This is a genomic window from Clostridium sp. BL-8 (genome assembly GCF_002006495.1).
Lineage (GTDB): Bacteria > Bacillota > Clostridia > Clostridiales > Clostridiaceae > Clostridium.
On the sequence record NZ_LZZL01000004.1, the window covers coordinates 33,280 to 48,430 of the forward strand.

General features: G+C 30.7%; 10 protein-coding genes. All 10 read left to right on the plus strand.

What is annotated here, in order from left to right; all coding sequences use genetic code 11:
- The first annotated feature begins 214 nt into the window (after positions 1–214).
- Positions 215–658: an FHA domain-containing protein gene (locus CLOBL_RS01565; protein ID WP_009172928.1), complete on the plus strand. Its 444-nt coding sequence runs from the start codon at positions 215–217 to the stop codon at positions 656–658.
- A gap of 113 nt (positions 659–771) precedes the next feature.
- Positions 772–1,992, plus strand: coding sequence for an FtsW/RodA/SpoVE family cell cycle protein (locus tag CLOBL_RS01570; protein WP_077857386.1), 1,221 nt, complete (start codon positions 772–774; stop codon positions 1,990–1,992).
- Between the two features lie 3 nt (positions 1,993–1,995).
- Positions 1,996–3,477, plus strand: coding sequence for a penicillin-binding transpeptidase domain-containing protein (locus CLOBL_RS01575; protein WP_077857387.1), 1,482 nt, complete (start codon positions 1,996–1,998; stop codon positions 3,475–3,477).
- Between the two features lie 77 nt (positions 3,478–3,554).
- Positions 3,555–5,429, plus strand: coding sequence for an excinuclease ABC subunit UvrC (uvrC, locus tag CLOBL_RS01580; RefSeq protein WP_077857388.1), 1,875 nt, complete (start codon positions 3,555–3,557; stop codon positions 5,427–5,429).
- A gap of 141 nt (positions 5,430–5,570) precedes the next feature.
- The gene (gene murB / locus CLOBL_RS01585; RefSeq protein ID WP_077857389.1) at positions 5,571–6,485 is read left to right on the plus strand and encodes a UDP-N-acetylmuramate dehydrogenase; all 915 of its coding nucleotides are present in this window, start codon (positions 5,571–5,573) and stop codon (positions 6,483–6,485) included.
- Positions 6,486–6,871: 386 nt separating this feature from the next.
- Entirely contained in the window at positions 6,872–7,756 is an 885-nt protein-coding gene (gene rapZ / locus CLOBL_RS01590) for an RNase adapter RapZ (protein WP_009172923.1), read from the plus strand.
- Positions 7,753–9,105, plus strand: coding sequence for a YvcK family protein (locus tag CLOBL_RS01595; RefSeq protein ID WP_077857390.1), 1,353 nt, complete (start codon positions 7,753–7,755; stop codon positions 9,103–9,105). The genes rapZ and CLOBL_RS01595 overlap by 4 nt, the downstream gene beginning before the upstream one ends.
- Before the next feature lie 165 nt (positions 9,106–9,270).
- Entirely contained in the window at positions 9,271–10,218 is a 948-nt protein-coding gene (whiA, locus tag CLOBL_RS01600; RefSeq protein WP_077857391.1) for a DNA-binding protein WhiA, read from the plus strand.
- A gap of 89 nt (positions 10,219–10,307) precedes the next feature.
- Positions 10,308–10,592 carry a Dabb family protein gene (locus CLOBL_RS01605; RefSeq protein ID WP_077857392.1) on the plus strand — a complete coding sequence of 95 codons (285 nt, stop codon included), beginning with the start codon at positions 10,308–10,310 and terminating at the stop codon, positions 10,590–10,592.
- Positions 10,593–11,192: 600 nt separating this feature from the next.
- Positions 11,193–14,765, plus strand: coding sequence for a DNA polymerase III subunit alpha (locus CLOBL_RS01610; protein WP_077857393.1), 3,573 nt, complete (start codon positions 11,193–11,195; stop codon positions 14,763–14,765).
- Positions 14,766–15,151 lie beyond the last annotated feature (386 nt).

The following is a 15,151-nucleotide window of genomic DNA, read 5'->3' on the forward strand; positions in this document are numbered from 1 at the left end:
GAAAATATGGTATGAACGTGTTTTACATAAATCATAATATAAAAAATAATTAAGAAGCTTAATTTTAAGAAGTATTTAATATACCATATTTACTTTTTTATTGTATAATCATTAGTAAGACAGTTATATGTACAATTTAATAAGTATGCATTTAAGAATAATTATTTTTCATATGCTTGTTAAAAGATGGAAATAGATATATTGAGGTGGAAATATGAGTTTTTCAAAAATAATTGCTGGGATTTTTGGAGTAGTTTTTATTGTTATACTATATGTAATAATATATTATGCATTAAAGATAATGTATAGAGATGTTAAGAATGGTGGTAAGAAGAGAAGACCACCTATGGTAAAAGGAAATTATGGATTAGAAATAATAAGTTCTGGAGAAAGCAGGGATTTAAAAGAGGGAGCTATAATTCCAATAAGATCAGATTTGACAATAGGTAGAAAAGACAATAATTCAATTGTTTTAGGAGATCAGCATGTTTCGGGATGTCATGCAAAGATTATAGTGAGAAATGATACGTTATATTTAGAAGATTTGAATAGTACAAATGGTACTTATTTAAATGGTAATAAGCTAAATGGTAAAGCAAAATTAGCTAATAAAGATGAAATAAAGGTTGGAACAGCGGTTTTTAAAATTTTAAGATAAAAACACATAGATATCAAACATGAAAACAATAATTATAACTTATAATTATTGTTTTTGATGAGTTAAGGCAAGGTTTAGATGTCAAGGAAATAGACATAACGGGGTGATACGGATTGAAAATAAAAAGAGATGAAGTAAAGTTATTGGTTTTGACATATTTATTATGTATGGCGCTTTTTACTAATTTAGCAGTATTAAAAGATCAACTAGATAAAGGCGCTATATATATGGGAGTAGTAGTATGTGTATTAATAACAGTTACTCAGATTGTAATACGAAAGTTTTATCCCCAGGGAGATAAATTTTTAATTACATTTGCATGTATATTGTCAGTTATAGGAATAGCTATATTATATAGGTTAGATACTAGCGTATCTATTAAACAATTGATTTTGTTTGCAGTAGGAGTTGTTATATTTATTGCTCTAGTAGTAGCGATCCCGGATATAAGGGAATTCGTTAAATATAAGAAGATATATATGATAGCAACTTTATTAATTATGCCAATAGCACTTTTAGCACATCAAGAAGTTTATGGTGCAACTAACTGGGTTACAATTGGTGGATTTAGTATTCAGCCATCGGAATTTGGTAAGATAACCTTTGTGATATATTTGGCTGCAGCTTTACATGATTATGAAGACAAAAATAATATTATAGAGGATTTTAAGCAGCTTTGGCAGCCAGCTTTAGTAGTTATGTATTCACTTGGATGTTTAGTTATTCAAAAGGACTTAGGATCAGCTTTAATATTCTTTGGTATTGCATTAACAATGCTCTATGTTGCTACTGGAAAGAAGAAATATGTATTGATAACACTTGTACTATTCGTTCTAGGATCTATAATATCATATAAATTGTTTTCTCATGTAAGAGAGAGAGTAATAATATGGCAGAATCCTTGGAAGTATTCAGACACAACTGGATATCAAATAGTTCAAGGATTATATTCAATTTCTTCAGGTGGAATGTTTGGAAGCGGACTTGGCCAAGGCTACCCAGGCTTTGTACCAGTAAATACTTCAGATTTAATTTTTGCAGTAATATGTGAAGAATTGGGAATGGTATTTGGTCTTGGAATTATGATAATATATTTCTTGTTTTTCTATAGAGGAATGAGAGCCGCATTTAGAGTTACAGATAGATTTTCCATGCTTAATACGGTAGGTTTTAGTGCTATGATAGCTTGTCAGGTTTTAGTTATAATTGGAGGCGTGTTTGCAGTTATACCATTAACAGGTATCACATTGCCTCTTATTAGTGCCGGAGGTTCATCAATAATAACTATGTTTTTTGCATTAGCAATACTACAAAAGATATCGGAGGAGGGCTAAAAATTGAAAAATGTTTCTAATAGTATAAAACAAGTAATGATAGTATTTTTATTCTGCTTTGTAGCTCTTATCTCATATATAGCATATTTTCAAGTCTTTTCAGCACCTACTATAGCAGAAGGAGCAGGAAATCAAAGGCTTTGGGCCAAGAGAAACGAAGTTTTAAGAGGAACTATATACGATAGAAATAAAAATCCTCTAACTCAAAGTGCACGTGTAGATGCTCTTACACAAAAGAGAACGTATGTTGGTGGAGACTTATATGTTCATGCTTTAGGTTACGTTGACCCTAGATATGGTTTAACAGGCTTAGAAGAAAGTTATGATAGCGAATTAACAACTTATAGTAAACTCTCTAATAATCTTTTGAATCTTTCGAAAGACTTTAGTATAGCTAAATTAAAAGATATGTTTGAAAATAGAAAAGAAGATGAGGATAAAATCGGTAATGGCATTATAACAACACTTGATCCAGCTCTTCAAAAAATAGCATATGATGCTCTTGGAAGTAATAAAGGAGCTGTGGTTGCTTTAAATCCTAAAACAGGTGAAGTACTAGCAATGGTTTCAAAACCAACATATAATCCAAATGATTTGGAAGCTTCAATGAAGGCTGCAAATGCAGGTACAGCTGATAATAGCCCTTTAATTAATAGGGCAACTTCTGGAAAGTATCCACCAGGATCAACTTTTAAGACAGTTACGCTTAGCAGTGCTTTAGAAAATATACCAGGTGTTACAAATAGAACTTTTAATGACACTGGTAAAATAGTATTTAATGATACACAGTCCCTAAGCAATGATAATGGAGAAGTAAATGGTGAGATAAATTTAAAGGATGCATATAGATTATCAAGTAACTTTGTATTTGGAACTTTAGCAATGGAGCTTGGAAATGACAAGCTAAAAGCTACGGCTGAAAAATTCGGCTTTAATAGTACTATCGATTCTGATGGCTTTACTATTGCACAAAGTCAGTTCCCGAAACTCTCAAAGGCTGAGGTCGGCAATATAGCCCAATCTGGTATAGGACAAAGCAGTATCTTAGCAACTCCAATGCAAATGGCATTAGTTGCAAGTACAGTAGCTGATGATGGTAAGATGATGGAGCCAAGACTTGTAAATCAAGTAATAGATAAGGATGGAAATGTACTCAAAACAATTCAGCCCAAATTAGATAAGCAGGTTATAAGTAGTGGAGATTCGGCTATCATAAAAGATTATATGAAGAATTTAGTTGATTCAAGAGTCGATTCTTCATGGGGATTCTTTAAAGGAACTAATGCAGCCGGAAAGACAGGTACAGCAGACTATAATCTTGCAAATGGTCAAAGTGCAAAACCTCACTCATGGTTCATTGGATTTGCACCGGCAGATAATCCAAAGATTGCAGTGGCAGTTATAGTAGAAAATGGAGGATATGGAGCAAGTGCAGCAGCGCCAATAGCGGGAGAGATGATGAGTGCAGCTGTAAATAATAAGTAATGTAATACAAAAAATACCCCAGGAGAGTAGCTTCTGGGGCATTTGTTACCATAGACGTTAATGTGGAGGTGAATATTATGTTTGATTTTAAAGCCCAGCTAAAAATTTTACCTGATAAACCAGGTGTCTATTTAATGAAAAATAGCCTTGGTGAAATCATTTATGTGGGTAAAGCAAAGGTGTTAAAAAATAGAGTAAGACAATACTTCCAAAATTCTAAGAATCATTCAGAAAAAGTAAAAGCAATGGTTAAAAATATTTCTGAATTTGAGTATATAGTTACCGATTCCGAAATGGAAGCATTAATTCTAGAATGTAATTTAATAAAAAAATACAGTCCTAAATATAATATATCCCTAAAAGATGATAAATTTTATCCCTTTATAAAAATAACGACTAACGAAGATTTTCCAAGAGTTTTCATAACCAGAAATTATGCAAAGGATGGAAATAAATACTTTGGACCATATCCTAATGCAGGGGCTGTGCATGAGACAATAAATATGATCAGAAAGATTTTTCCTTTGAGAACTTGTAAAAAGTTGATTATAGAAGGTGGAAAACACACAAGACCATGTCTAAATTATCATATAAAAAAGTGTAATGCACCATGTGAAGGCCATATTTCAAAAGATGAGTATAGACGTATGATAGATGAAATTATGGATGTATTAAGTGGAAGAGATAGAACTCTTATAAATAAATTAAAGGAAGAAATGCAGGAAGCTTCATCATTATTAGAGTTTGAAAAAGCTGCATCTTTAAGAGATAAAATTTTATCTATAGAGAGCATAGCAGAAAAGCAAAAGGTATTTAAATCTCAGGAAAATGATGAAGATTTCATAAATATATATAAAGATGAAAAGGACTGTTGTATTCAGGTATTTTTCTCGAGGGATGGAAAGGTTACTGGAAGAGAACATTTTGTTATTGAAAATAGTGCTCATGAAGATGATAAAACAGTTATTTCACAGTTTATTGTTTCTTTCTATGGTGGTACTCCAAAAGTTCCTAAGAATATTTATATATCAGAAAGTGATGAAATAGAAGCTTTAGAAGAATTCTTGAGTATAAAACGTGGCTCAAAGGTTTTTGTTAAAATTCCTATAAAAGGTGAAAAGAAGGATATGCTGGAACTAGTCAAAAACAATGCGAAAGTTACATTGGACCAGTTTAAAGACAAAATATTAATGGATAAGGAGATAAATAGGGTAAGCTTAGAGCAAATACAAGATTTGCTTGAACTGGACAGTTTACCTTTAAGAATTGAAGCTTATGATATATCAAATATACAAGGTGTTGACTCTGTTGGATCAATGATTGTATTCGAAGATGGTAAAGCTAAAAATAGCGATTATAGAAGATTTCGTATAAAGACAGTAAAAAGTGCCAATGATTATGATAGTATGAGAGAAATATTAGAAAGAAGATTTTCTCATGGCTTAAAGGAAATACAAGAAATTCAAGAGAAGAAAATTAAATTTTCTAATGGGAAATTTTCTAATTTTCCAGATTTAATCATGATGGATGGTGGAAAAGGGCAGGTAAATGTAGCTCTTGAAGTTCTAGAAAAATTGGGAATAAATATACCAGTGTGTGGATTAGTTAAAGATGATTATCATGCAACACGAGGAATAATTTATAACAATAATGAATTGATAATAAATAGAAATTCAAACTTAATGCAATTGATACGAAGAATTCAGGATGAAGTTCATAGATTTGCTATCACATATCATAGAAGTTTGAGAGATAAGAGAACGCTACATTCAATATTAGATGATATACCTAATGTTGGGCAGAAGAGAAGGATGGCACTTCTTATGAAGTTTGGAAGTATTGACAATATAAAAAAGGCAACGCTAAGTGAATTAATGGAAACGGAGTCAATTGATAGTAAGGCCGCAAATAGTATTTTGTCATATTTTAAAAAACATGAACAAAACAAATAAATTATGCTATAATAGTACGGAATAAAAATTTACTTGATTAAACTAGTAGGAATGTAAGTTACTTTTAATTTTGTTCGAAGATTAGTTATTTTATATCGCGTAAATAAATGAGATTAATAGAAATATTTGAGGAGTTTTAACATGGATCATTACGGAGAACATAAGGATTTGTTTAGCAAGATATATGAGGAATCACAAATTCAGCTAGATGCAAAAATGAGCGAACATATTTACTTTAAAGTTGGAGGACCAGTTGATATACTTTTAACTCCAAATAATGTTCAGCAAGTAAAAGAAACTATCACTATTTGTAAAGAAAATAAAATTCCATTTTATGTTATAGGAAATGGATCAAATCTTTTGGTAAAAGATGGCGGAATAAGAGGCGTTGTAATAAAACTATGTGATTTAAATAAAATAGAACGTATTGGAAACAAGATTACAGCAGAATGTGGAGCCTTGCTTAAGGACGTTTCAGCAGAAGCAGCCTTAGGAGCTTTAGCAGGATTTCAATTTGCATGTGGAATTCCAGGAAGCGTAGGTGGAGCTGTATTCATGAATGCAGGAGCTTATGATGGAGAAATATCATTCGTTATTGAAAGTGCAGAAGTACTAGATGATAAACAGGAAATAAGAACTATTCCAAAAGAAGAATTAAATTTAGGTTATAGACAGTCTGTAGTCATGCAAAAAGGATATGTGGTATTAAAAGCTACATTCGCGTTAGAATCTGGAGATAAAGAAAAGATTGAAGCGAGAATTAATGAATTAACGAGAAGAAGAGAAGAAAAACAACCATTAGAATATCCATCAGCAGGAAGTACATTTAAGAGACCGGAAGGACATTTTGCAGGCAAATTAATTGAGGATGCAGGCTTAAAAGGATTTACAATAGGAGGAGCTTGTGTTTCGGAAAAGCATGCAGGTTTTGTTATCAATAAGGATAATGGTACAGCAAAGGATGTATTAGGTGTAATAAATCATGTTAAAGAAGAAGTAAAAAGACAATTTGGAGTTGATTTGTATCCAGAAGTTAGAATTTTAGGGGAAGATTAGTAAAGTATATGAACTAGATTTATAACTTATAATTGTGTGCAGCATAATCTAAAAAATTATAAGTAATAAATTAAGTTTCTGATTTGGTTATCTATAAGTTGTATGTATAAATAAAAAAATTTTCAGGTGGAGTTTTTTACTCCACCTGAATTTAGTTAAGTTAATGGGGTTAAAATATTTTATACTTAAATGAAATAGTATTAATAAAGACTTTTAGATGGAGTTTTAAATAGCATGTAGCACATGAAAATTAGGACTCAAGGAGTTTGGAGTTTTTGTGATTTAATTAAGATAGTATGATATAATTTTAATATTAAGATTCAGAGTATTAAGAGATAATGAGAACATATATCTAAAAGTATCTTTGGCAAAAGGGAGTGTGTGATATGAGATTTGTTATAGTTACAGGATTATCAGGAGCAGGAAAAACAGAAGCAACAAGGACCTTAGAAGATTTAGGATATTTTTGCGTAGATAACCTTCCACCAAAGTTAATCTCAAAGTTCGCAGAAGTATGTACGCAAAGCGGAGGAAGCATTGAAAAAGTAGCGTTAATTATAGATATTAGGGGCGGAGTTTTCTTTGATGATTTTTTTGAAGCTCTAAACTATTTAAAACAGAATGAATTTAAATATGAAATATTATTTTTAGAGGCAAGTGATGAAGTTCTCATAAAGAGATTTAAAGAGACAAGACGAAGTCACCCGTTATCACCAGATGGAAGAGTGTTAACTGGTATTACACAAGAAAGAGAAAAACTAAGAGAAATCAAAAATGCTGCAGATATGATTATTGATACCTCTAAGTATGAAATTAGACATTTAAGAGAAAAGATAAATAAAACCTATGGAAATCATACGTATCCAGAAAAACAGCTATCAATTACAGTATTGAGTTTCGGTTTTAAATATGGAATACCTGTAGATTCAGACTTGGTTTTTGATGTTAGATTTATACCAAATCCTTTTTATATTCCAGAATTAAAGCAATATTCAGGAAATGATGAACCAGTTAAGGAGTATGTATTAAAGCAAACAGAAACAGTTAATTTCATAGAAAAATTAATTGATATGTTAAAGTATTTAATTCCTAACTATATTAAAGAAGGAAAGAGACAATTAATAATATCTATAGGATGCACAGGTGGAAGGCATAGATCTGTTGCAATTGCTAATGAGGTTTATGAGAGATTGAATAATGAAAGCTATAATTCTAAAATAGAACACAGGGATGTAGCTGAAGATCTTCATAAAGGAGAAAAGAAGCTATGAGGATACGTGATTGGCTTAAAGTAGGAATTAGAGTAAAAAGATGGCTGGCATTTGGAGTTTTTGGTATTTTGTTAATAGCATTTGGCTTTACTGAGCTTGTAAATCACAGAGTATATAATTGGTATTATTTAATCTTTTATATATCTTTAAATATTACAGGAGTTTTTGTTTTATATATTGCGGTTACAGAAACTATGAGGTCTATAATTGCATTGGTAAATAGAGGCTATTTAAAGGTATCTTTAGACAGTAGAAAAATTGAAAGTTTAATATATGAAAAAAGATTATTAGTAAAAGGGCCTAAAATAGTTGTAATTGGTGGAGGAACAGGTCTTTCAACAATGCTTAGAGGGCTTAAGTACTATACCTCTAATATTACAGCAATTGTAACTGTTGGAGATGATGGCGGCGGCTCTGGAGACTTAAGAGAAGATTTGGGCATGCTTCCACCAGGAGATATAAGAAACTGCATTTTGGCATTAGCTGATACCGAACCTATAATGGAAGACTTGCTTCAATATAGATTTTCAGATGGAAGATTAAAAAATCAAAGCTTTGGAAATTTGTTTTTGGCAGCTATGGCAGGTATATCTGATAATTTTGAAGAAGCAGTCCAAAAAATGAGTTCAGTACTTGCAGTAACTGGGAAGGTTATACCAGTTACACTAGATAATATGCAATTAATTGCAAAACTTCAAAATGGCAAAATAGTACAAGGTGAATCTCAGATTCCAGAAGAGGCTATTGAGCAAAATTCCAGAATAGAAGAATTAAAGATAGTTCCAGAAAACGCAAAGGCGCTTCCAGAAGCATTGCAAGCATTAAAGGAAGCTGATGCTATAGTTATGGGACCAGGAAGTTTATATACAAGTATAACATCTAATTTATTGGTTAAAGATATTGCAAAAGCAGTAAGAAAAAGTGATGCAGTTAAGATTTATATATCAAATATAATGACTCAGCCTGGAGAAACTACAGGATTTAAAGTATCTGATCACTTAAAAGTTCTATTAAAATATGGTGGAAAAGATATTGTAGATTATGTAATTGCTAATACTGGTGAAATTACTGATGAGTTAAAGGAAAAATACCAAAAAGATGGAGCTGAACTTGTTAAATTAGATAGAGAAGATATAATAAGCTTAGGCATAAAAATAGTTGGTGAGGATTTAGTAAAAATAAAAAATGGATTAGTAAAACATGATTCTGATAAATTAGCAGAAATATTAGCAGATACAATTATGGAAAAGAAGCTTCTATATGATAAAAAGAAGATCATAGAATATATGTATTTATCACAGCGTATAAAAGAGAGAATAAGAGAGGAAAAAGGGCACGAAATAGACTAATAATTACCAATAAACAATGAACAATTGATAATTACTAATGAAACTCTCATAGGAGTTTCATTGAAATATATTTATAAAATCTGCAAGGTTTTGTTCCTAAATTGATAATTGTCCATTGCAAATTGTTAATTGAATCATAATACTAAAGGTAAGGAAGGAAACGAAATGTCATTTTCATCTAAAGTTAAAGGAGAAGTATGTAGATATATAGATATTTCCAAGGAAGAAGCCTTAGCAGAAATATCAGCTATAATGAAGGTTAGTGGCACATTAGCTTTTAGTGGAAGTGGACTAAGTTTTAAAATGACCACGGAAAATCCAGCTAGTGCTAGATTAATTTTTACACTTTTAAAAGAACATTTTGATATTCATTCAAAATTAATGGTTAAAAAAAGTAATTCATTAAAAAAGAATAATATTTATATGGTTGTGATTTCGGAAGAAATGGGTGTCAGAGGGCTGTTAAGTGAAACTGGTATACTTAAAGAAATTGATGGAATAATGAGCTTGGATTATAGAATAGAAAAGCACATATTTAAAGATGATGATATAAAAAAGGCATATATAAGAGGAGCATTTATAGGTGGAGGAAGTATAAGCAACCCTGAGAAGACCTATCACTTAGAATTTGTAACCCATAGTGAAGAATATGCTAGAGATTTATCAAATTTAGTTAATACGTTTAATTTAAATTCGAAAGTAATACAAAGAAAAAACAGTTTTATAGTATACATTAAAGAAGGCGAACAGATTGTAGACTTACTTAATGTAATTGGAGCTCATTCTTCACTATTAGAAATTGAAAATATAAGAATAATGAAAGAAATGAGAAATAATGTTAATAGGCTTGTTAACTGTGAAACTGCAAATCTTTCAAAAACAGTAAATGCAGCTGTAAGGCAGGTTGAAAGCATAAAATTAATACAGTCTCAAATAGGACTTCAAAGATTACCTGATAATTTAAGAGAAATTGCAGAATTAAGATTAAATTATCCAGATGAGTCATTGAAGGAATTAGGAGAAATGCTAGATCCACCAGTTGGAAAGTCAGGAATAAATCACAGATTAAGAAAAATAGAAAAAATAGCAGAAGAATTAAGACAAACAACTTAATGCAGTTTACAGTTGTAAGTTCACAATTTAGAAACAAAAACTGTAAATTGTGCATTGTAAACTGTAAATTAAATAAATGGAGGTGTGTTATGTTTACACATATTGTACTTTTTAAATTAAAGGAACCAACAACAGAAAACATAGGATTTGTAGCAAAAACCTTATCATCTATGGATGGGAAAATTGAGGAATTAAAACATCTAGAAGTAGGTGTTGATGTAGTGAAAAGTGATAGAAGCTACCATGTAGGAATCATAACAAGATTTAATAACAAAGAAGATTATATGTCATATGATGTGAATGAATTTCATGTTGAAAAAGTAAAGAAAGTTATAGGATCATATTTAGAAGACAGTAAAACACTAGATTTTTAAATGATAAGTAAAAATCGAAGTTTATATTTTTATAGCAAATTTAGTTAAATTATATATGTAATTAATAAAAATCAGACTATAGGGTAGTAATTTAATGAAATTACTGTGCTGTAGTCTGATTTTATGTATCATTAGAGTAGTTAAATATGGATTTTGCTTTGCAATAGCCCATATAAAATATCTAAAAATAATAAAATTAGGACATAATTTAGTTATGATTTGTGAATAAGGATAGAAGTGGTGTATTAGAAGTAATTATAGTTTAAAACTGATTATTATTTTTTACTTAAAAAATATATAATTAAGGCACATGAAAATAAATAACAAGTCTAAAGTTGCCATGGATATTTTTCATCAGGCAAGAAGACAAATTGCCATCATAGCGGGCTATTAGGTTAATTTGTCGCCGTAGGATTATGGAAAATAGGCTGGCAAATGGACTTATTATTTATTTGATTGTGCCTAAGATAGTAAGGTTTATGTCATATTTAAAAGTTGCATATGTATAAATGACAATTACAAGGTACATTGTTATAATTAATATGTAGATAAGTTGAATATTTTAAAATTATAAATAATCATGAAGAAAGGAGGAGCTTAATGGAAAAGGAATTTGTACATCTACATTTACATACAGAATATAGTTTGCTAGATGGCTCAGGAAAAATAGGCAATCTAATGAAAAGAGCAAAAGAACTTGGAATGAAGAGCATTGCCATAACTGACCATGGAGTTTTATATGGGCTTGTAGATTTTTATAAAGCAGCAAAGGAAAATGATATAAAGCCTATTTTAGGATGTGAAGTATATGTAGTACCTAAATCTAGGCATATAAAGCAGCCTGATAAGGAAAACTCAACTTACCATTTGGTTTTATTAGTCAAAAATCAAATTGGATATGAAAACTTAATGAAAATAGTGTCAACAGCATCAATAGAAGGGTTTTATTATAAACCAAGAATTGATCATGAATATCTAAGAAATCATAGTGAAGGATTAATAGCATTAAGTGCATGCCTGGGAGGGGAAGTACAATCATATCATCTTAAGGATAATTATGAAAAAGCTAAAGAGACAGCTTTAATATACAAAGAAATATTTAATGGAGATTTTTACATTGAATTGCAGAATCATGGTATGGAAGAGCAGCAAAAGGTGAATGAAGCGAATATTAAGTTAGCAGAAGAGACCGGTATACCATTAGTGGCAACCAATGATGTTCATTACATAAAAAAAGAAGATTCTAAATCTCATGACGTTTTAATGTGTATACAAACAGCTAAAACCATAGATGATCCTCATAGAAGAAGATATCCATCAGATCAGTTTTATTTGAAATCAGCAGAAGAAATGTGGGATATGTTTTCTTATATACCAGAAGCATTAGAGAATACTGTTAAAATTTCAGAGGAATGCGGTTATGACTATAAATTCCATGAATCTAAGCTGCCTAAGTTCCCATTAGAAGAGGGGCAGGATCCTTATGAGTATTTAAGGGATACTTGCTATAAAGGCTTAATAGAAAGATATGATGTATTTGAAGATATAAGAAATAATGATTTAAATTATAATGAAATTAATAATCTCACAGAAAAGTTTGAAGATGCTAAGGAATATGTTGAAAGACTAGAGTATGAACTTGGTGTAATCAAACAGATGGGATATGTTGATTACTTTTTAATTGTTTGGGATTTTATTAGATTCTCATATGAAAGTGGAATTCCAACAGGTCCTGGCAGGGGGTCGGCGGCAGGCTCTATAGTAGCTTATACACTTGGAATTACTAAAATAGATCCAATTAAATATAGCTTGATCTTTGAGCGTTTCTTAAATCCAGAAAGAGTATCTATGCCCGATATCGATAGTGATTTCTGTTATGAAAGAAGAGAAGAAGTTATTGACTATGTTGTTAAAAAGTATGGAGTAAATAATGTTTCACAGATAATAACTTTTGGTACAATGGCAGCAAGATTATGTATAAGAGACGTAGGAAGGGCTATGAATTATAGTTATGCTGAAGTTGATAGAATTGCTAAGATGATACCAACAATGCTTGGAATAACTATAGAAAAGGCTTTAGATTTAAATCCAGAGCTTAAATTAGCTTATGATACTGATGAAAGGGTGAAAACCCTAATAGATGTTTCTATGGACTTAGAAGGGCTGCCAAGGCACTCATCAACTCATGCAGCAGGAGTAGTTATTGCTTCAAAACCTTTAGTTGAATATGTACCACTACAGAAGAATGATGAAATGATAGTAACTCAATTTGGTATGAATACTTTAGAAGAGCTTGGATTACTTAAAATGGACTTCTTAGGGCTCAGAACATTAACTGTTATGAATGATGCTATTAAAATGATTAAGGAAAATAGAGGAACAGATGTAGATTTAGATAAGATAGATTTTGAAGATGAAGAAATTTATAAGATGATTGGAGAAGGTAATACAGCGGGCGTATTCCAATTAGAATCACCAGGAATGACTGCATTTATGAAAGAATTAAAGCCAGATTCATTTGAGGATATAATTGCAGGAATCTCCCTGTATAGACCAGGCCCAATGGCTGAAATACCAAGATATATAGAGGGAAAGAAAAATCCGGAAAAGGCTACTTACCTAACTAAAGAGTTAGAACCTATATTAAAGGTAACCTACGGATGTTTAGTATATCAAGAACAAGTAATGCAGGCAGTTAGAGATCTAGCTGGATATTCCATGGGACGAAGCGATATGGTTAGAAGAGCTATGTCAAAGAAAAAACATAAAGTCATGGAAGAGGAAAGAAAGAATTTCATTCATGGTATTGTTGAGAATGGTGAAGTGGTGGTACCAGGCTGTATAAGAAATGGTATTTCTGAAGAAGCAGCAAATAAGATTTTTGACTCAATGATGGATTTTGCATCTTATGCATTTAATAAGTCTCATGCAGCAGCTTATGCAGTTGTAGGGTATCAGACAGCATATCTTATGAAGTATTATCCAGTAGAGATGATTGCGGCTACGCTGAATTCGATTATGGGAAGAGATGAAAAGGTAGCATATTACATTGGTATGGCGGAGAACTTAGGGATACAAGTATTACCTCCTAACATAAATGAAAGTTATTCAAGATTTACAGTTAAGGGAGATAAAATTAGGTTTGGTATGGCTGCTATAAAAAATGTTGGAGCTAATGTTGTAGACAGTATAGTAAGGGCAAGAGAAGAAAAAGGAAAATTTGAATCTCTTGTAGACTTTATAAATAAAATGGACACATCAGCAATAAATAAACGTGCAGTTGAATGTCTGATAAAAGCAGGAGCTTTAGATGACTTTAATGTTTTTAGATCAAAGATGCTGGCAGTTCATGAAAAACTGATTGACAATATATCAAGCGATAAGAAGAGAAATATTGATGGACAGATAAGTTTATTTGCAAGCGAGGAATTAAAGAATCCAGAGGTTAATTATCCTAATATAAAAGAGTTTGATAAAAGAAACCTATTAGCAATGGAGAAGGAAATGACTGGACTTTATATTACAGGACATCCTTTGGATGATTATGCACAAAGCTTAAAGATGCAGACTACAAATGAAATATCCAAGATATTCATAGGACAAGAAACCCTTGATGATACATTAGAGGCTGATATGCCAGAGGTTGCTATATTTAATAGAGAGGATACTCTGCAGGATAATGATAGGGTAATTCTTGGAGGAATTCTTGCAAGTGTTAATCAAAAGATAACTAGAAATAATTCAATAATGGCTTTTTTAACTCTTGAGGATTTAACAGGGACAATAGAAGTAATAGTTTTTCCTAAAACACTAGAAAAAGTTAAGGATTTATGTGTGACTGATAGCCTGGTGATAATAAAAGGACGTTTAAGCTTAAAGGAAGATGAGCAGCCTAAGTTAATATGTGAAAACATAGAACCTTTAGAAAAGATAAATAGTTCGAAAATATATTTAAGGGTTGAGGACACAATAGCAGCTAAAGAATTAAATAAAAAGCTCAAAGAAATATTAGTTTTAGATTATTTGGGAGATACACCTATTTATATATTTGAGAATAAAGGAAAACAAAAGTTCAGGGTGCCAAGGGATCGATGGGTTTCATTAAATAGTGATGTTACAACATTGCTTAGAGGAACATTGGGAGAAGAGAATGTTAAAGTATTAGATTCATAAACAAGACATAATCAAAAAATAACAAGTCCACCTAGTAGGATATTTTCAATCATGCTAGTTTTGGACTTGTTATTTTATTTCATTTCATGTGCTTAAATTATAAATTAATTGCAAATAAAGAGCTGGATTATATTAAATAGGTAAATGAAAAATATTACAAAAATTAAAGTGACAAAAATAATAATAATTTATATAAATTTATCGATTATTGGTTATAATATAAGGAGTGATTATATTCACATATAGTAATATTGTTATCTAAAAAGTAGTTAATATATTTAAAAATATTTGTATATAAATTTATGAAATAGTAAAAATTATGAATAATATGTATAAAAATAAATAAAAGAATAAATAGATTATTCAAGATATAAGATTTTTCATAA

Excerpts from the sequence above, each read along its gene's own strand:
- CLOBL_RS01565 (WP_009172928.1), top strand. The coding sequence starts at position 215 with ATGAGTTTTTCAAAAATAATTGCTGGGATTTTTGGAGTAGTTTTTATT.
- uvrC (WP_077857388.1), top strand. The coding sequence starts at position 3,555 with ATGTTTGATTTTAAAGCCCAGCTAAAAATTTTACCTGATAAACCAGGT.
- murB (WP_077857389.1), top strand. The coding sequence starts at position 5,571 with ATGGATCATTACGGAGAACATAAGGATTTGTTTAGCAAGATATATGAG.
- rapZ (WP_009172923.1), top strand. The coding sequence starts at position 6,872 with ATGAGATTTGTTATAGTTACAGGATTATCAGGAGCAGGAAAAACAGAA.
- CLOBL_RS01595 (WP_077857390.1), top strand. The coding sequence starts at position 7,753 with ATGAGGATACGTGATTGGCTTAAAGTAGGAATTAGAGTAAAAAGATGG.
- whiA (WP_077857391.1), top strand. The coding sequence starts at position 9,271 with ATGTCATTTTCATCTAAAGTTAAAGGAGAAGTATGTAGATATATAGAT.
- CLOBL_RS01605 (WP_077857392.1), top strand. The coding sequence starts at position 10,308 with ATGTTTACACATATTGTACTTTTTAAATTAAAGGAACCAACAACAGAA.
- CLOBL_RS01610 (WP_077857393.1), top strand. The coding sequence starts at position 11,193 with ATGGAAAAGGAATTTGTACATCTACATTTACATACAGAATATAGTTTG.